Genomic DNA, 18,933 nt, shown 5'->3' with positions numbered 1-18,933 from the left:
CCTCATCGAATTCCTTCGCATTGAAAAGATAAGGTGTATTCCAAATGTTGTTGCGTTCCTCAAATTCGAAGGCATCGCGCACGATGGCACCAAGACTGATGAGCGCATTGCTTACGTCACCTGCCGAGAGGGAGGTTCCGCGCACGATACGGTCAACTACCATCTTGTTTGTCAGATGTTGTTGTGACACAGGCTGGGCGAAGTACACCGTCTGCCCCTTACGCTTGCCAATAGGCTGCGTCTTTGATTTTACTTCAAACTCTATCATACTTTTAATTGTCTATGGTTATCAATTATTTAACGTTGTTTTTTCCTATTTCTTGCCCTCTCCGTTTAATACCCATATAAGGGTAATGATGAACACCCTTATAAGGGTATTGGTCGTTACCCCTGTATGGGTAACGGGACATAACGTTTTTTAATCAATACATAGGCAACTTTCCACTTTTTTTAAATATAGCATTAATCATATTTCTGAATTCTTCGTTTACTTCGTATATTCCATTCTGACAGTATATATAAAACATTCCTAAATAATATGTATTCAAGATTTGCTCGTTCAAATAGAATATAATTTTTGCTCGAACATTTATAGAAGGATGTATTTCACTTGTTTTTTTAAGAGAATTTATAGTGTCGAAGAATTTGGAAAATTTCATATCTGACACCACGATTATACTATCAAGCGAATGACTGATTAATCCCTTGTCAAACAACTCTGGAGTAATATCAAAAATTGTTCTTAGGTCAGCTTGGGTGTAAACAATTTTGAGCTTGATATAACAAGCACTCAATGTATTAAAACCAAGTAACCATATACCAAAAACAATCAAGCATTTAATACTATTTGTTATCTGTCTCATTATTGTCATTATTTGGATTTACATTTTTAGACTTGGGTACAGATATAACTATTTCATCCATTACAAATGGATTCTTTGGAATTTTCCCATCTTTTGCTTCTGTCGTAGTTGGCGATTTAGTTATATATGGGATGCCGATGTGGTCTGTACGTGTAACCTCTACTGCACTGATTTCACCAAGTGCTAAAGCTGTTTTCTGTTCGGATCCTGTTATAACTCTCATTTCCTCTTTATCATTATAATCGGGAGCAAGAGTTTTAGAGTCTTGTGCAAATTTATCAGGATTTTTGAGATATTGGAGTGTATGATCCGCTTCATGGTTTAATACAGCCGCAGGTGACATTTTTTTGTCAGAACTTGTAAGCACTCCCATGTTAGGATCCCAATAAATAGTTTTTTTCGTCTTGCTGAAAGCAGAAGCCTCACCAACTCTTTCTGTAATATAAATAATTGTAGAACTTTTATCTATCTGGGCTATGATACCATCTGCATTATGCTCATGTAAATACATAATAGCTGCACGAAATTTTTGTTTAAATGCTTCCGTTGTTCCTGAGGCAAATAGAAGTTTTCTTCCATCTGAATCTATGAACTTGATAGGGTTGTTTGCCGCATAGCAATAAGTGCTAATATTTGGGTATTTCTCTTGCAAAGGATCCACACTCATCCACAAGCTCAACCTCGGCTCATAGTATCTCGCACCATAGTAGTACATGCCCGTCTCCTCATCAAATTCCTTGGCATTGAAAAGATAAGGTGTAATTCCAAATGTTGTTGCGTTCCTCAACAAAGACTTCACCGAAAGGCACATACTCAATATGCTGCACCACCTCGCCGTCAAGGTTGGTGATGTAACTACTGCTACCCAAATGGTCTGGGTGGTAGTAGAACTGCATCGTCTCGTATGCGTCGCCCTCTTGGAAGTTATTCTTTGCAGCTCTCGACAAAGCTCGTGCCTGCGCAGCTTCCAAGCTGCCGTCATTGCAGCAGAAGCCCTTACCATCGACATAATCGTTGTTGTCATCGCCATTGTACGGTACTGCAAAGGTTGCCTCCTTTTTTCTATTTTATCTGTCATATTTATATTCATTTTTCCAATATCACAAATAGTGACTTTGAACATTACCATATTTAACAGCATTCAAAGGTAGTGCTTTTAGCCTTTAAGCCACTATTGCACAACCCCTTTTTTGAAAAGAACGTAAAATCAATAGTATTATTGCGGTGATTGTACTTCGATTAACATAAAGCACTAAAGCAGCCAAAGGAGGGCAAGAGCAAGGAAGCCGTGGAGACCAACAAGGACCTCGAGCAGTTGTTGCTTTCCATCCAAAAGGCTTTCGATGTGCTTGTGGAAAAGAGAACGGACTTACCTATTCCTACCATTCGGGACGACACTCGTTCGCCAGCCTCATTACGCTTGAGGCAGGTGTGCTGATAAGCTTGAAGAATATACGGCAGCTTTAAGCAACAAGATTGATTTGGATTCTGTAGCGGGAACATATTGCGGTGTGTTACCGCCTGATGTTGAGACAACACTAACATTAAATGCTGACGGAACCTATTTGTTGACACGGACATTCAAAGAAAAGCAGAACGAGCGGGAAAAGTTAAGAGGTGTTTTCCAAATGCTTGACGGCAATGTCTTGATGCTTGTGCATCCTTCGAGTGGGGACAATATATTTTATAAGGTGAGGGAGGATAAAAGTGTTGTTTTGCTGGATTCGTTTGGTAATAAACCCAAAAATGAGGATAGGAAGAATTATACACTGAGAAAGAAATAATGAAGTGCAAATTAACTGTGTTAAACTATAATGGTTATAGTTTGACACAGTTTGTATTACACTGTCTGAATTTGCGCTCATCCATGCCGAACTCGTTATATCCATCATTCATCACATGGCATCCATATATTCTCTAAGACTTAAATCTTCCTTCATTCCATATCTACCAAAAAGTCCATATTCAACACCATAAATTTTATTATTAACTATTTGTACAAAAACTGCATTGAATTCACATTTTAATATAAAATTTGATTCATCTCTAAGTCGTGAATGATATTTGATTGCTTCGGTATTTATAAATATACACACGTTAGACTTATCGGCATAGTCTAATACCCTTTTATCCCATAATCCAATTTTTTTAAATAGTCCATCCAAGGAATCACCTACAAATAAATTTTTATTAGGATTTACAATGTTATTCCTAACAATTCCTCGAGATAAGTTATATTTTGGGGAGGTAATGGAATTTCTTTCGTATATTAAGGTATCCCCTTCTGCAACAACATATGCACGGAATGGAATATCAGTGCAGTATACGATGCTTGCCTGGCTAAAATCTTGAGCAAGCCTCTCCTTTGTCGTTGAATATAAAGGGGTGTCAAACAATAACTCACTATCTGTAACAATGATTAGCGTGTCATTTACTTTTATACACAAATAATTTTTATTCGGATTATTAAACATAGACCACAATCGAACTCCGCGATAGATAGTATTTTCCCTTGCAAAATTTGTCGATATTGAATCTAACATATCAATATGATGTTTTGTTCCATATATCGCATTAAATCGTGAACATAATTGTGTTATGCAACAAACCATAGCTATCACTAATATAAACTTATTAATAGTTGTAAAATTACCTATTATTAAAATAAATCCACTTGCCACATTGTACACAATATGGCAAATTTACCGTGTCCAGCGCTTCTTGAGAATGGACGCATGAGGCAAATAAACAAAATGCCAATAAACTGAAGAGTATTTTCATAAGCAACAATTCTTTTTATTTACTTCAACTCAAAGGTTGCCATAAGCAGCACCTTATTGCCATCTATGTTATCTTCGTAGAAGAAGCGATAGACGCCTGGCTTGTTTGGCAGAATATCGGGAAAAAGATGGGCCGTGATGGTGCCGCTTTGACCATCGCTTAAAACATGACCGATGGCCGTGAACGAGCAATCGGTGGGCACAACAAACCAATTGCCATCCGCTCCTTGGGCTGTGATGCTATATGCTTCGCCATACACAAATTCCTCGCCACTATGGTTGGTAATCGTGAATCTGATTTCCGTGGTGCCCAATGGATAGGAAGGCTTCTCCGCCTTGAGGGAGATGCCTTGGTAGGTGCTCACGCCTTCCCTGTTGTCGATGATAGGGTCCAACTTGCCCTCAAACCTGATGGCGGGCGAGTTGTAAATCTGCCTACGAAACTCCAGCTGCTTCTCCTTCGTGTTCCAACGGAGCGCAACATCAATGGAGTTGGATTCCATTCCAAATCCAACAACATTTCGCAAGGCCGGGGTCTTGTCTTCCGACAGGAACTTCCGCTCAAGTATCCGCATAATGGCGTTCAGTTCCCTATGCGAATATTTACGCGCCGAAGCCTTGCGATAGGTTCTCTTCTTGCTCTTGACAACTCTCTTTTTGCTAATGGTCGCTACCTTCTTTTGTTGAGCGGCAAATGACTGTTTGCAAGCAGCAAAAGCTGTTTGCATTGAAAGGAACATTGTCAATCCTAATATTATTGCATTGAGGAGTTTTGGCTTCAGTCTCATAGTTATCAGCAATTAATAATTTAACATGTAGAGAGATATGAACTCTTATAGTATATTTCTTTTCTTATGAGAAAAGTTCAATTTATTTTGCAAATATTATATTTTAGTTTATCCACAAAATGATGTTATGATATTATTTTGTCTCTCATAATCTCTTCAATCATTGCGTTCCTTTTTGTCCGTGATAAGTTCTTTCATATCCACAGACAAGAACTGTGCAATTTCAAGAAGTGTGGTAAGGTTGGGTTGAGAACGGTTGCATACGTAAGCATTGACCGTACTGAAACTCCTTCCTAACTTCTTTGCAAGCCATGTTTGGCTTATCCCTTTGTCCTCTAAGACTGCTCTTATGCGATTTAACTTCATGTTTTTATCGTTTTTACGCTACAAAAATAATATTTTATCGTGATAATCCATCCAAATCCCTTGAAAATCTGCTGTATTCCGTCGTAATTTAGACAAAATAGAAATATAATCTGCAAAAATGGGACTAAGCAATTGGTTTCCCAATATGGCAAGATACATATATGCGTTCATAAATATTTGTTCTATTTGCCATGTTCTTAAAATGTCAAAATCGGAAAATTACCATTGTTTTTCGTGTTAATTTTTGTTTTCTCATGCTTTCAATGTTGGGTTTCTTGGTTTTGTTGTTCCTAATTTGTTTCTTTTGCCATTTTATCTTCACAATTAGTATTGATTATCAGTATATTACGAGCAATCAGTAAGATTGCAAGAAAAGAATTATATTTTTACAATCAAAACCTCTTCTACTTATATTTATTAATTTTTAGGTTGTACTATATATTTGAAAATGCAATCAAAAACTCCAGACAAGAAAAATTCTATGAGTCTTTGATTGCATTTTTTATAGAACGCTTACAGCATATTATGTATAATACCTCTCAAGGCAAAAGGTTTTATGAAAAACTTTACCAAAAGAGAGTATGTTATAATTCCCCAAACTATGGATAATGGAAGAACCACGAAAAAACACCAATCAGGAATCTTATAATTATAACCATTCCCTTCGAATTTTTTATTTATCAACCATATCTTTTTGTTAGGGAAAAATCTTAAATAAGAGTATATTAATATCATTAGTAGATAAATGGATAACAAATATCCATCATTTCTATGGTATGAATCCCTTAATAGTTCGCACAAAAATAATGCGAATGGGAAAAAGAGAAACGCAAAGACCATTGCCATATACAATGGGCTAAGAAACTTTGCGGACTCTCTTTTTTTATTATAAGCCCAATATACTCTATAAAATATATAATCTATCATATTACCATTCTAATAATACACCATTCATAAAGTATTCCTTTCTTTTTGTATTTTTGTCCCAAGCATTACATTATCTCCAGCAAATCTTGACTTTTGGCCCATACCAAATGTAGAGCCACAGCATGATGGTGATGACGAGACAAACGATTGACGACCAATGGCTTGGGTCGGAGAGGCATTTGAAATAAAAATTGAACAGACCATGGAAGCAGGCCACCAGTATAAGAGAATGCGTATCACGGATAAGCTTGTCAAGACCAAAAGAAGCAAGGAACAACAAGGCAAAGAAGCCCACATCCCCTATTTGCCATGCTCTGCAATGCCAAAAGAACCAAAGCAAAGTGGTGAGCAGCAGTCGGTGAATGATTTTGCAGCCAATTAGTTCGCTATAAAGGTATCCACGCCAGCCCACCTCTTCGAAGAAGGCATAGAGCAGATATACAAACAATAACCACAAACAGAGTCCAATCTCCTTGTAATCAACAATGCCAAACAGAACAAAAGGCACCGCCAATGTGAGGATGCTCTTGGTGACCGATGTACCAAAAAGAGATGTCTTCATTTTTCTTCGAAGCGCCAAGATAACGACAATCGCGCCTATGAGTGGACTCAAGCCACCTACGAAACCCCACAATTTGACGTGGGATGGGTCTATGGTCTCAAAGCGGGTTGAGACGACTCTTATTAATACCGCCAGAACATAGAAAAGCATGATGCTCCATGTCCGCTTCTGTTTTAATATGGATGATATCTTCATTTAGATGGGATATTTGGTTCAAAGTTATATTATTTTTTCTTAAATCGAGCGGAATGTATGGGATTTGTTGTCTTTATTGTCTGTTGTCATTTTATCAGTCTATATTATCTTCCCAGAGAAGGTCCGTTACTTCTACTTCAAACGGTGCAGAAAGCTCTGTCAAGGCTTTTTCTTTTATTTTGCAAAGATAATCATTTTTTCTGAGAATCTATCCTTTTTCTGCTGTTTTTTCTCTTTTTTCGCTCCCACGTTTGTCGCATTCGCTTCCACGATTGTCGCATTCGCTTCCATGTTTGTCGCATTCGGTTCCACGTTTGTCGCAATCGCTTCCACGTTTGTCACATTCGGTCCCGCGTTTGTCGCATTCGGTCCCGCGTTTGTCGCATTCGCTCCCATGATTCTGTTGTCATATTCCTCTTTCGAATGTTTGTCCCACACACCCTACCTGTAGGGGCAGAAGCTTTAAAAAATTGCCTGGAGTTTTAAAGCTTTTGCCCTTACAGGGCGCGTTGCTAATTGCCTTATACCCAGGGCGTTGCCATGGGCTAAGAGCTTCTGCCCCTTCAGGGCGTGCTGCTTGCGTCTTTTGTCCTGCTAATTGCCTTATACCCAGGACGTTGCCCTGGGCTAAGAGCTTCTGCCCCTTCACAGGCGTGCTGCTTGCGTCTTTTGCAAGAAAAGCGTTCACATTTTGGGCTTTTCTGTCACAAAGGGTTCACCGTTTTACGCCATTTGTGACGTTTTGGTGAATACCTGTGAAGGGAGGGTTCACGCCCTGAATCCCCTCTGTTTATCGGACTTTCGGAGCAGATGTGAAGGGTGAACCCTCGTTTCTTGCTTTATACGCATACGCGAAAGAAAATAAATAAAGAAAACAGCAGTATGGGTAATGCCATAAAAACATATAAAAGAATATATATATATATATTATTATAAACGTTCACAGCTTCACGCAAAGGTCTCGCCCGATAGGTTATTCAGACCAGCCAATGACTAACAGAGATTTCCCGGTAAGTCATTGAGCCGTCTCAGTGACTTACCGGGAAATGGTAACTATTATGCTGAACTCAACAGTCGCAAATAAGCGCCACACACCCTGAAAAACTGCCATTTTGTGTTTGGTGCGAAAAGAAAATTTGACAAAAAATCGGGAAAATGCGCATAATTCATGAATAAACATGAAGAAAATCGCGAAAACGATGTAAAAGAAAACGAAAAAAGTGGAGAAATGAGGGGATTTGCTACCCCAAAACAGGGGATGCGGGGCCCAAAACAGGGGATTTGGGCACTCCAAAAAAAGGCGCATCCCCTGTGGATGCACTTCGCAAAACCCGACCAAATCCACAACACAAAAAGTGGATGGAAACAGAAATTACCACCCTTTTTGAACAGTTATTACTACCAAAACTGCTGCCGTGCCGATTTATTTCAACATTTATATATAAACAACGCGAGAAAATGGTATAAAGTATTAATAATAATGGGGATGCGAGAAAAATGGATTAGAAAAAGTGCTTCTAATCCCCAATTTTGTTTTTTGCCCGGCATAACGGCAGTATTGGCAGAGGGCAAAAAAACTTTCTTGAAAATGCGGATTTCTCTTAATTTCTTTTGTGTTACGATATTTTATTTGTATCTTTGCAAGATAAACTGATAAAGAAATAAATGAGAAAACGATTCATCCACATATTATGGGCTTTGTTGGGTGCAGGCATCCTGTTCTGTATCCTGGGCTTTGTAGCCGTTTGGAATGGTTTGATAGGCTATATGCCCGAGATAGAGGACTTGCAGAACCCCATCAACCGCTTTGCCACACAGGTGTATTCATCTGACGGCAAGGTGTTGGGAACCTGGAACCTGAACAAGGAGAACAGAATCGTGATCCCTTACGACAAGATGTCGCCCCACCTCGTAGAGGCACTCGTTGCCACAGAGGACGAGCGCTTCTATGAGCACTCAGGCATCGACTTCCGTGCCCTGGGCCGAGCCATCGTGAAGCGAGGACTCATGGGACAAACCAATGCCGGAGGAGGCTCCACCATCACCCAGCAGTTGGCGAAGCAGTTGTATAGCGAGACAGCCAGCAGCACCGTGCAGCGCTTCTTCCAGAAACCCATAGAGTGGGTGATAGCCGTCAAGTTGGAGCGCTATTACACCAAGCAGGAGATCATCGCCCTCTATCTCAACTACTTCGACTTCCTGCACAATGCGGTGGGCATCAAGACCGCTGCCAACACTTACTTCAACAAAGAGCCTAAAGACCTGACGGTGTGCGAGGCAGCCACCCTCATCGGACTCTGCAAAAACCCCTCGCTCTTCAACCCCGTGCGCTATCCCGACCGCTGCCGGGAACGAAGAAACGTGGTGTTGCAGCAGATGGTGAAGGCAGGCTATATGGACCGCTCGGAGTACGCCAAGTATTCTGCCGAACCCCTTACCCTCGACTTCCACCGTACCGACCATAAGGACGGCACAGCCACCTATCTGCGCGAGTTCCTCCGCCAGTATATGACCGCCAAGCGCCCCGTGCGCTCCGACTATCCTTCGTGGAACAGAGTGCAGTTTGTCATCGACTCGATAGCCTGGGACACAGATCCCCTCTATGGCTGGTGCAACAAGAACTTCAAGAAGGACGGCACACCCTATAACGTCTATGCCGACGGTCTGAGAGTGTTCACCACGATAGACAGCCGTATGCAGAAATATGCCGAGGAGGCAGTCTACAAGCATGTGGCAGGCTATCTGCAGCCCGCCTTCGACCGTGAGAACAAGCCCAAGCCCAGTGCTCCCTTCTCCGACAAGCTGACGCCCAATCAGATACGCTCCATCCTGAACCGATCCATCACCCAGAGCGAGCGCTACCGCACCATGAAGGCGGCAGGCTATTCGCCCGAGGAGATACACGACGCCTTCAGAAAGAAGGTGGAGATGACCGTCTTTACCTATCATGGCGACATCGACACCCTGATGAGTCCGCTCGACTCCATACGCTACTACAAGGGTTTCCTGCGTTCGGGCTTCATGAGCATGGATCCTAAGACGGGAGCCGTGAAAGCCTATGTGGGCGGTCTCGACTATACACACTTCATGTACGACATGGTGAGCCTGGGACGCCGACAGGTGGGTTCCACCATCAAGCCATTCCTCTACAGTCTGGCGATGGAGAACGGATTCTCTCCCTGCGACATGGCGCCCAACCGTCAGCAGACCTATATCGTGGCAGGCAGACGCTGGACACCCCGCAACGCCAACCATTCGCGCTATGGACAGATGGTTACGCTGAAGTGGGGTCTGGCACAGAGTAACAACTGGATCAGCGCTTATCTGATGAGCAAGCTGAACCCACAGCAGTTTGTGCAGCTGCTGCGCGATTACGGCATCAACAATCCCGACATCCATGCCTCGATGAGTCTCTGTCTGGGTCCTTGTGAGGTGAGTGTGTCGGAGATGGTGAGCGCCTATACCGCCTTTGCCAACCACGGCATCAGGACCTCGCCGCTCTTTGTGAGCCGCATCGAGGACAACGAAGGCAATACGATAGCCACCTTCCAGCCCCGCATGAACGAGGTGATCAGCGCCGACAACGCCATGAAGATGCTTACTATGCTGATGGGCGTGGTAGACCAGGGTACGGCGGGACGACTGAGATACCGCTACAACATGGAGGGACAGATAGGAGCGAAGACGGGAACCACCAACAACAACAGCGACGGATGGTTCATTGGCTTCACACCGCAGTTGGTGACAGGCTGCTGGGTGGGAGGCGAGGACCGCGACATCCACTTCGACTCCATGAGTATGGGACAGGGAGCCACGATGGCGCTCCCCATCTGGGCCATCTTCATGAAGAAGGTTTATGCCGACCCAACGCTGGGCTTCAGTCCGATGGAGAAGTTTGACATTCCTGCTGACTATAATCCCTGTGCGAGTCAGACGGAAGATGAATTCGGTGAAGAAGGCATCGATGAAGTTTTTGAATAAGCAAGCATCCTGCAATGATGGCAATATAGATGAGGCCTAATTGCAGGATGCTTATTTTTATCCCCTCTATGCAGGCTCCTGGCAGCATGACTATCAGCTGCAGGGCATGCTGGGTGGCAGAGGTGGTGAGGCTTAGCAAGTATGCCAGTCCGCCCTGCAGCAGGGAGAATCCCGGCAGGAGGAAGAACGAGAGCAGCAGCGACAGACTGACATAGATGATGACCGTGGCAGCAGGAATGGCGACAAACGAGCTGAGTACGGAATAGCAGGCGATGTTGCCGAAATAATAGCACACCAGCGGTGTGGTTCCCACCTGGGCAGCCACCGATACCGCCACCATTGCCCATGCCCAGCCCAAGGGCTTGCGGCGGGTGACCGAGGCTGGCAGAAGGCTGTAGATGGGCTTGTAGAGCAACAGGATGGACAGCACGGCGGCAAAGGACAGCTGAAAGCTGATGTCGAAGAGGTGGAGAGGCTGGATGATGAGCATCACGATGGCAGCGAGAGTCAGGTTGCTCACAGCCGTCGAGTTGCGTCTGGTGAGCAGGGCGAAACAGTAGATGCTGATCATTGAGGCAGCCCTGACGGCACTGGCAGGCAGGGCGATGAGGAACACGTATGCCCAGATGGCAGTCACGCTGATGGGTACGGCGATAAGCCGCCATCGTTTTCTGCCTCCTGCCAGGAGGATGAAGAGCTGAAAGATGATGCCGATATGTAGTCCGCTGATGGCCAGGATATGGCTGGCACCCGAGGCCTTGAAGGTTTGTCGGGTGTCCTTGCTGAGGCTGCCTTTCTCGCCCAGTGTCATGGCGGTGATGATGGCTTGCTGCTGCGATGCAAGATGCTGGCTGCCAATGCGTTCTGTGAGTTCGCTTCGCAGGCTGAGAGCCTTCAGGCGGGTGCGGTCGAGCGCCGACAGATGGCTGTAGGAACGCGTCGCTGCGGGTTGCCGGTTCTGCTCTTCCTGCAGAGAGGTGAGCAGGGCGCCAGCCATCAGGAAGGCGGCGAGGATGAGGAGTGACTTGTGCAGCTCGTTCTTCACCAAGATGGCGAAGGCAGAGGCGGCGAGCATGATGAGCAGCCAGTAGGAGGGAGGAAGGGTGACGACGTGGAAGTGCGCAATGACAATGCCCGACACAAGCATCAAGCAGAGAGCCTGAGTGGGGCACGAATTGAAGAACTTTCGCCTTCTGAGGACTGTCTTTGCGCCAGAAATCTTCATTTAATCTTTAATTTCTGCAAATATAGGAATTTTTTTTCGTCTAAATGTAGTTTTTTTTGTAATTTTGCAAAGTTTTATAGAATACAATAAAAATCATTATAATGAACGTTTCATACAAATGGCTTAAAGAATACGTCGATTTCGACCTTACTCCCCAGGAGACAGCGGACGCGCTGACTTCTTGCGGTCTCGAAGTCGATGCTTTGGAAGAAGTACAGTCCATCAAGGGTGGACTGAAGGGTCTTTACGTAGGTAAAGTGTTGACATGCGAGATGCATCCCAATAGCGATCACCTCCATGTCACTACTGTAGATTTGGGCAAGGGCGAGCCCCAGCAGATTGTATGCGGTGCCCCCAACGTGGCAGCAGGACAGAAAGTCATCGTAGCCGACCTGGGCTGCGTGCTCTACGACGGCGACAAGAGTTTCACCATCAAGCGCAGCAAGCTTCGCGGCGTGGAGAGTCTCGGCATGATCTGTGCCGAGGACGAGATAGGAGTAGGAACCTCTCACGACGGCATCATCGTGCTGCCAGAGGATGCTCCCGTAGGTCAGCCTGCAGCAGAGTATTATCACTTGGAGAGCGACTGGCTCATCGAGATAGACATCACAGCCAACCGAGCTGATGCCCTGGGTCACTGGGGAGTGGCACGCGACCTCTATGCGTGGCTGAAGCAGAACGGATATCAGACCAGTATGCATCGTCCTTCGTGCGATGAGTTCGTTGTCGACAACGAGGACCTGCCTATCGAGGTGGAGATTCAGAACACCGAAGCCTGCAAGCGCTATGCCTGTGTGAGCATCACCGACTGCGAGGTGAAGGAGAGTCCTAAGTGGCTGCAGGACAAGCTGAACATCATCGGCTTGCGTCCTATCAACAACATCGTGGACATCACCAACTATATCATGATGGCTTACGGTCAGCCACTGCACTGCTTTGATGCCGACATGGTGACAGGACATAAGATCGTGGTACGCACCCAGCCAGAGGGAACCAAGTTTGTGACCCTCGACGGTGAGGAGCATACCCTGGGCGAGCACGACCTGAGCATCTGCAACGCCGAGGAGCCTATGTGTATCGCAGGTATCTTTGGCGGTAAGGGCTCGGGAACCTACGACACCACCAAGAATGTGGTGTTGGAGAGTGCCTACTTCCATCCAACATGGATTCGCAAGAGTGCCCGCCGTCACGGACTGAGCACCGACGCCAGCTATCGTTTTGAGCGCGGTGTAGACCCCAACGGACAGATTTATGCCCTCAAGCAAGCTGCCATCCTCTGCAAGCAGTTGGCAGGCGGAAAGATCAGTATGCAGATCAAGGACGTATATCCAGAGCCTATCCAGGATTTCCCTGTGCGCCTGAACTATGAGTATGCACACCGTCTCATCGGTAAGGAGATCGGTGCAGAGACCATCAAGAATATCGCCACCTCATTGGAGATGAAGATTGTGAAGGAAGACGCCGAGGGCCTCGACCTCCTCGTTCCAGCCTTCCGTGTTGACGTGCAGCGTCCTTGCGACGTGGTGGAGGACATCCTGCGTATCTACGGATACAACAACGTGGAGATTCCTACCCAGCTGAAGAGCTCGCTCACCGTACAGGGCGAGGAAGACAAGCACTACCACACCCAGAACATCGTGGCAGAGCAGCTGGTAGGCGAGGGCTTCATGGAGATACTGAACAACTCGCTCACCAAGGCAAGCTATTATACCGACTTCGAGCTCAACGCATATCCCGACGAGCACACCGTGAAGGTGATGAACCCTCTGAGTGCCGACCTGGGAGTGATGCGCCAGACCATGCTCTTCGGTGGACTGGAGAGTGTGTCGCGCAACATCAACCACAAGAGCCAAAACCTGAAGTTCTTCGAGGTGGGCAACACCTATTTATATAATAAGGAGAAATGGGATGCCGAGAATCCTATCAAGGGCTACAGCCAGGAAGGTCATATCTCGCTCTTCATCACCGGTAAGCGCGTAGAAGGCAACTGGGCTCATGCCGACGAGCAGAGCAACATCTACGAGTTGAAGGCTGTGGTGGAGAACATCCTGCGCCGTGTGGGTATGCCACAGAACAATGTGGTGCTGAAGCACAGCGACAACAATATCTTCTCAAAGGGTGTGCAGTATGAGACCCGTGCCGGAAAGGTATTGGTAGAGATGGGTATCCTGAGCCTGAAGCTGAAGAAGGCTTTCGATATCGAGCAGGACGTGTTCTATGCCGATGTGCACTGGGACAACCTGATGAAGGCCATCAAGAAGGTGAACCTCACCTATACCGATATCAGCAAGTATCCTTCTGTAAGCCGCGACCTGGCACTCCTGGTCGACAAGAGTGTGGAGTTTGAGCAGATAGAGATGATTGCCCGTCAGACAGAGAAGAAGCTCCTCAAGAGTGTGGTTCTCTTCGACGTGTATGAGGGCAAGAACCTGCCAGAGGGAAAGAAGAGCTACGCAGTGAACTTCATCCTGCAGGACGAGGAGAAGACTCTCAACGACAAGCAGATCGATGCCATCATGAAGAAACTCATTGCCAACCTCACAGGCAAGTTGAATGCTGAATTGAGATAATTTTGGAGTTAACTCCTTCACATCATATAATAAGTATAACAACAAAACATATTAAATTTTATTCCAATGGGAAGAGCATTTGAATATCGTAAGGCTACAAAGCTGAAAAGATGGGGCCACATGGCCAAGACATTTACTAAGTTAGGTAAGCAGATTGCAATTGCAGTAAAGGCTGGCGGTCCAGAGCCAGAGAACAACCCTACCTTGCGTGCTATCATCGCCAACTGTAAGCGTGAGAACATGCCTAAGGATAACATCGAACGTGCCATCAAGAACGCTTGTGGCAAGGATACAAGCGATTACAAGGAGGTGACTTACGAGGGATATGGTCCTCACGGTGTTGCCATCTTCGTTGACACATTGACAGACAACACCACACGTACCGTAGGTGACGTGCGCTCAGTGTTCAATAAGTTCAATGGCAACATGGGTACCACAGGTTCACTTTCTTTCCTCTTCGACCACAAGGCTGTGTTCACCTTCAAGAAGAAGGAAGGCATGGATATGGACGAGATGATTCTCGACCTGATCGACTATGGTGTAGAGGATGAGTTCGACGAGGATGAGGAGAACAACGAGGTCACTATCTACGGTGCTCCTACAAGCTTCGGTGACATCCAGAAGCACTTGGAGGCTGAGGGCTTCGAGGTGACCGGTGCTGAGTTCACCTATATCCCTAACGACCTGAAGGACGTTACTCCTGAGGAGCGTGAGACTATCGACAAGATGGTGGAGAAGCTGGAGGAGTTTGACGATGTTCAGACCGTCTATACCAATATGAAGCCAGAGGCTTCTGAGGAGGCAGAATAATATTACGCCCAATTCAGCGCTGCTTTTATCGGCACGCCCTGAAAGGGCAGAAGCTCATAGCCCAGGGCATCGCCCTGGGTTTTGTGTTTATTTCACTATGCGCCCTGTAAGGGCAAAAGCTTTAAAATGAGGAGAAAACATTATGATTAATTCTAACAACGAAAATCAGGATAAGTTGAAGAAGGTCACCTATCAGACACACGGCACCTGTTCAAAGTACATCTGCATCAGTGTGGATGAGGACGGAACAGTAAGGGATGCTGAGTTTATCGGTGGTTGTGACGGCAACACCAAGGGCGTATGCGCTCTGATAAGAAACATGAAGGCCAAGGACGTGATAGCCCGACTGAAAGGCATCACCTGCGGCAACAAGCCAACCAGTTGTCCAGACCAGTTGGCTACTGCCCTTCAGCAAATGGGATATTAATTTAGTATGGCGATATGTTCAAGCTTTAGTACTTGAACGTATCGTCCAACAAAATTTTCTGGGGATTGGAAGCCGAACGGTAGATGAAACGGAAGGAGAAGTGGGCTTCCTTATAGCTCTTGAGCCCCGGGTTGTTGTCGAGTGCCTGTTTCTGCATATTGTGCAGTTTGTTACGGTTCAGGGCTATCGCCTCGGCATTGTCAGCCTTGTTGCGCAAGCTGAGATAATAAATATAAGTGCGTGAGTCTTTGTCAAACACAGCGCTGTCGGTACGGCTGTCGTTGATGTAAGGGGTGGGACATACCTTCTCTGTGTATTCGCGGGCTTCGCGTACAGCCCTGTCTTCCATGCTCTCAGTGCATGATGCCATGAGGGCAAGAGTCATGATACCGAATAAAATCTTTTTCATCTTTTTTTTCTTCGTTTTTGAATTTTGTCACAAAGTTACTGCAAAATTCGTAATCCTGCAACATTTGACCCTGATTTTTCTGTCAGAAGCTCTAACTTCTATAACTTCTGAACTTGCTAAAGTTGAGTAAATGCGAAAAAAAAGCGCAAAAAAATTGGTTTTCTCCTAAAAATAAGGTAATTTTGCATCCTAAAGTATAAATATTTATGGAGAATATCAACAAAATACGAAATTTCTGTATTATTGCACATATAGACCATGGTAAAAGTACCCTGGCAGACCGATTGTTGGAGAAGACACAGACCATCAAGATCACTGAGGGTCAGATGCTCGACGACATGGATTTGGAGCGAGAGAGAGGTATCACCATCAAGAGCCATGCCATCCAAATGGAGTACAAGGCAAATGACGGACAAACCTATATCCTCAACCTCATTGATACTCCGGGACACGTGGATTTCTCTTACGAGGTTTCACGTTCCATCGCTGCCTGCGAGGGAGCACTCCTGGTAGTTGACGCCACACAGGGTGTGCAGGCGCAGACCATCTCCAACCTTTATATGGCCATAGAGCACGACTTGGAAATCATTCCTGTCATCAACAAGATAGACATGCCTTCGGCCATGCCCGAGGAGGTGGAGGACGAGATCGTAGATCTCATCGGATGCAAGCGCGAGGAGATTCTGCGTGCCTCAGGAAAGACAGGTGAGGGCGTAGAGGATGTGCTCGAGGCTGTGGTGAACCGTGTGCCTCATCCCGAGGGTGACAACAAGGCACCTTTGCAGGCACTGATCTTCGACTCTGTGTTCAACTCCTTCCGTGGCATCATCGCCTACTTCAAGATAGAGAACGGAACCATCCGCAAGGGTGACAAGGTGAAGTTCTTCAACACCGGAATGGAATATGATGCCGATGAGATCGGCGTGCTGAAGATGGACATGATAGCCCGCAACGAGCTGGGAACAGGCGAGGTGGGATATATCATCTCGGGTATCAAGAACGCCACTGAGGTAAAGGTGGGTGATACCATTACCCATGTTGCACGTCCCTGCGAGAAAGCCATTGCCGGTTTCCAGGAGGTGAAGCCTATGGTCTTTGCCGGTGTCTATCCCATAGACCCCAGCGACTACGAGAACCTGCGTGCCTCGTTGGAGAAGCTGCAGCTCAATGATGCCAGTCTCACCTTTATGCCGGAGAGTTCTGTGGCTTTAGGCTTCGGTTTCCGTTGTGGCTTCTTGGGTCTGCTCCACATGGAGATCATACAGGAACGACTCGACCGCGAGTTCAACATGGACGTCATCACCACCGTGCCCAACGTATCCTATATGGTATACGACAAGCAGGGCGGCGAGAAAGAGGTGCACAATCCTTCGGGACTGCCCGACCCAACGATGATCGACCATATTGAGGAACCCTATATCCGCGCCACCATCATCACATCGTGCGACTATATTGGTCCTATCATGAAACTTTGTCTCGACAAGCGAGGCGAGCTCATCAAGCAGGAGTATGTGAGTGGCAACCGTGTGGAGTTGCACTTCATGCTGCCTCTTGGCGAAATCGTTATCGACTTCTATGATAAGCTGAAGAGCATCTCCAAGGGATATGCTTCCTTCGATTATCACATAGACAGCTTCCGTCCTTCCGACCTGGTGAAGCTCGACATTTTGCTCAACGGTGAGCCTGTGGATGCCCTGAGTACCCTGACCCACCGTGAGAATGCAGTTGCCTTTGGTCGCAGAATGTGTGAGAAGTTGAAAGACCTGATACCCCGTCAGCAGTTTGACATCGCTATCCAGGCTGCCATCGGAGCCAAGATTGTGGCACGCGAAACCATCAAGCAGGTGCGTAAGGACGTTACAGCCAAGTGTTATGGTGGTGACGTAAGCCGTAAGCGCAAACTGTTGGAGAAGCAGAAGAAGGGTAAGAAGCGTATGAAGCAGATCGGTAATGTGGAGGTGCCACAGAAGGCATTCCTTGCCGTATTGAAACTCGACTAATCATTTCAAGTAAGATAAAAGCTATCAAGCAACATAAATCAAGGAGGCAGAATAATGAATGATTTAAGGACGATTACTCCCAAGCGTGATATTGCCAGGGAGTTGGCGCGTAAGTACAGTACGATGACTCACGACGAGCTCGACATCCTGGAGGGCATCCTGGAGCCAGTGAAATACGGAAAGGGCGAGATGATCCTTTCGGAAGGTGAGGTGTGTCGTGGTATCTCTTATATCGAGAAGGGGCTTGTGCGCCAGTTCTATAATAAGAATGGCAAGGAGGTGACCGAGCATCTGGGTGTCGACCATACCATCTTTATGTGTATCGAGAGTCTTTTCAAGGAGGAGCCTACTCGTCTTCAGGTGGAGGCTCTTGAGGCTACCCTGGTTTATATCTTGCCTAAGTCGAAACTGGAGGCTGCCGCCATCCGCAATGTCAACATTCAGATGTTGTATCGTAAGATTCTGGAGGAGAGTCTCATCCAGTCGCAGGTTCATGCCGACCTGATGCGTTTCGAGACTGCGCCCAACAAATACAAGCGTCTGTGCGAACTGAGTCCTCAGGTGGTGTTGCGTGCTCCATTGACTTACATTGCCAGCTATCTGCAAATGACTCCCGAGACATTGTCACGCATCCGTTCGGGTGTGTTGCTATAAAGATGTTATAACCAAAAAGTCCTGCTTCACAATGATGAAGCAGGACTTTTTGGTTATTGAAAATTCGCATATTTGCCCCACATGCCCTGAACCAACGGTCACCGACCGAAGATAAAGGTCAGAAGCTCACAGAAGCAGCACGCCCTTAACCAATGGTCATCGGCCGAAGGTAAAGTTTTCTATAAGCAGCACGCCCTGAAAGGGCAGAAGCTCTTAGCCCAGGGCAACGCCCTGGGTATAAAGGCAATCAGCAATGCGCCCTGTAAGGGCAAAAGCTTTAAAACTTCAGGCAATAATAAAGCTTTTGCCCTTACAGGTAGGGTGTTCAAAATTCGAATCAAAAATCCGGTATAAAAAATGGTGTTATTTTGGTGCA

At 46.0% G+C, this 18,933-nt stretch carries 18 protein-coding genes and 2 pseudogenes; 9 read left to right on the top strand and 11 right to left on the bottom strand.

Annotated elements, in window-relative coordinates:
* The 3 genes and pseudogenes from F7D20_RS03325 to F7D20_RS13025 form a co-directional block, all read right to left on the bottom strand.
* Window positions 1-268 (bottom strand): annotated as a pseudogene (locus F7D20_RS03325) (hypothetical protein); the annotation flags it as partial.
* 575 nt (window positions 269-843) lie between these two features.
* Window positions 844-1,452 (bottom strand): M91 family zinc metallopeptidase, encoded by a 609-nt coding sequence (locus F7D20_RS13195; protein WP_367383906.1) that lies wholly within the window; start codon window positions 1,450-1,452, stop codon window positions 844-846.
* A pseudogene (locus tag F7D20_RS13025) lies at window positions 1,438-1,909 on the bottom strand (RHS repeat domain-containing protein); the annotation flags it as partial. The gene F7D20_RS13195 and the pseudogene F7D20_RS13025, both read right to left, overlap by 15 nt.
* 242 nt (window positions 1,910-2,151) lie before the next feature.
* On the opposite strand from F7D20_RS13025, the gene F7D20_RS03315 reads away from it, so the two are divergent.
* Both F7D20_RS03315 and F7D20_RS03310 read left to right on the top strand, forming a co-directional pair.
* Window positions 2,152-2,301: a hypothetical protein gene (locus F7D20_RS03315; RefSeq protein WP_158462840.1), complete on the top strand. Its 150-nt coding sequence runs from the start codon at window positions 2,152-2,154 to the stop codon at window positions 2,299-2,301.
* Between the two features lie 43 nt (window positions 2,302-2,344).
* Entirely contained in the window at window positions 2,345-2,647 is a 303-nt protein-coding gene (locus F7D20_RS03310) for a copper resistance protein NlpE N-terminal domain-containing protein (RefSeq protein WP_158462839.1), read from the top strand.
* A gap of 111 nt (window positions 2,648-2,758) precedes the next feature.
* On the opposite strand, the gene F7D20_RS03305 is transcribed toward F7D20_RS03310, so the two are convergent.
* The 5 genes from F7D20_RS03305 to F7D20_RS03285 form a co-directional block, all read right to left on the bottom strand.
* Window positions 2,759-3,406, bottom strand: coding sequence for a hypothetical protein (locus tag F7D20_RS03305; protein WP_158462838.1), 648 nt, complete (start codon window positions 3,404-3,406; stop codon window positions 2,759-2,761).
* Between the two features lie 257 nt (window positions 3,407-3,663).
* Window positions 3,664-4,371 carry an immunoglobulin-like domain-containing protein gene (locus F7D20_RS03300; protein WP_158462837.1) on the bottom strand — a complete coding sequence of 236 codons (708 nt, stop codon included), beginning with the start codon at window positions 4,369-4,371 and terminating at the stop codon, window positions 3,664-3,666.
* A 216-nt stretch (window positions 4,372-4,587) separates the two neighbouring features.
* Window positions 4,588-4,797, bottom strand: coding sequence for a helix-turn-helix domain-containing protein (locus tag F7D20_RS03295; protein WP_044072484.1), 210 nt, complete (start codon window positions 4,795-4,797; stop codon window positions 4,588-4,590).
* A 997-nt stretch (window positions 4,798-5,794) separates the two neighbouring features.
* A complete protein-coding gene (locus F7D20_RS03290) occupies window positions 5,795-6,481 on the bottom strand; it encodes a CPBP family glutamic-type intramembrane protease (protein WP_158462836.1) in 687 nt (228 codons plus the stop codon).
* A gap of 174 nt (window positions 6,482-6,655) precedes the next feature.
* A complete protein-coding gene (locus F7D20_RS03285) occupies window positions 6,656-6,877 on the bottom strand; it encodes a hypothetical protein (protein WP_158462835.1) in 222 nt (73 codons plus the stop codon).
* Between the two features lie 772 nt (window positions 6,878-7,649).
* Between F7D20_RS03285 and F7D20_RS03280 the strand changes: the two genes are divergently transcribed.
* Both F7D20_RS03280 and F7D20_RS03275 read left to right on the top strand, forming a co-directional pair.
* On the top strand, window positions 7,650-8,135 hold the full coding sequence (locus F7D20_RS03280; RefSeq protein ID WP_158462834.1) for a hypothetical protein: 486 nt from the start codon (window positions 7,650-7,652) through the stop codon (window positions 8,133-8,135).
* A gap of 11 nt (window positions 8,136-8,146) precedes the next feature.
* A complete protein-coding gene (locus F7D20_RS03275; protein WP_158462833.1) occupies window positions 8,147-10,462 on the top strand; it encodes a transglycosylase domain-containing protein in 2,316 nt (771 codons plus the stop codon).
* On the opposite strand, the gene F7D20_RS03270 is transcribed toward F7D20_RS03275, so the two are convergent.
* Window positions 10,359-11,687, bottom strand: a complete 1,329-nt coding sequence (locus tag F7D20_RS03270) for a ComEC/Rec2 family competence protein (RefSeq protein WP_158462832.1) — start codon at window positions 11,685-11,687, stop codon at window positions 10,359-10,361. The two genes, F7D20_RS03275 and F7D20_RS03270, sit on opposite strands and share 104 nt — an antisense overlap.
* 101 nt (window positions 11,688-11,788) lie before the next feature.
* On the opposite strand from F7D20_RS03270, the gene pheT reads away from it, so the two are divergent.
* From pheT to F7D20_RS03255, 3 genes are all read left to right on the top strand, one after another.
* Complete coding sequence (gene pheT / locus F7D20_RS03265; RefSeq protein WP_158462831.1) at window positions 11,789-14,257, top strand: phenylalanine--tRNA ligase subunit beta; 2,469 nt, start codon at window positions 11,789-11,791, stop codon at window positions 14,255-14,257.
* Between the two features lie 66 nt (window positions 14,258-14,323).
* Window positions 14,324-15,067: a YebC/PmpR family DNA-binding transcriptional regulator gene (locus tag F7D20_RS03260; RefSeq protein ID WP_158462830.1), complete on the top strand. Its 744-nt coding sequence runs from the start codon at window positions 14,324-14,326 to the stop codon at window positions 15,065-15,067.
* 142 nt (window positions 15,068-15,209) lie between these two features.
* Window positions 15,210-15,494 (top strand): TIGR03905 family TSCPD domain-containing protein, encoded by a 285-nt coding sequence (locus F7D20_RS03255; RefSeq protein ID WP_158462829.1) that lies wholly within the window; start codon window positions 15,210-15,212, stop codon window positions 15,492-15,494.
* Window positions 15,495-15,519: 25 nt separating this feature from the next.
* Here the strand turns inward: F7D20_RS03255 and F7D20_RS03250 are convergent, their stop codons facing one another.
* Window positions 15,520-15,903, bottom strand: coding sequence for a hypothetical protein (locus F7D20_RS03250; protein WP_158462828.1), 384 nt, complete (start codon window positions 15,901-15,903; stop codon window positions 15,520-15,522).
* A gap of 206 nt (window positions 15,904-16,109) precedes the next feature.
* On the opposite strand from F7D20_RS03250, the gene lepA reads away from it, so the two are divergent.
* Together lepA and F7D20_RS03240 are read left to right on the top strand one after the other, a co-directional pair.
* Entirely contained in the window at window positions 16,110-17,903 is a 1,794-nt protein-coding gene (lepA, locus tag F7D20_RS03245; protein ID WP_022252342.1) for a translation elongation factor 4, read from the top strand.
* A gap of 54 nt (window positions 17,904-17,957) precedes the next feature.
* On the top strand, window positions 17,958-18,557 hold the full coding sequence (locus F7D20_RS03240; RefSeq protein WP_158462827.1) for a Crp/Fnr family transcriptional regulator: 600 nt from the start codon (window positions 17,958-17,960) through the stop codon (window positions 18,555-18,557).
* Window positions 18,558-18,736: 179 nt separating this feature from the next.
* Here F7D20_RS03240 and F7D20_RS13020 read toward each other — a convergent pair.
* Window positions 18,737-18,933 (bottom strand): hypothetical protein (locus F7D20_RS13020; protein ID WP_228114091.1); only part of this gene is annotated, 197 nt, incomplete at its 5' end.

The organism is Segatella copri (genome assembly GCF_009495355.1).
Classification (GTDB): domain Bacteria; phylum Bacteroidota; class Bacteroidia; order Bacteroidales; family Bacteroidaceae; genus Prevotella.
This window is presented reverse-complemented; position numbering and strand designations above follow the sequence as displayed.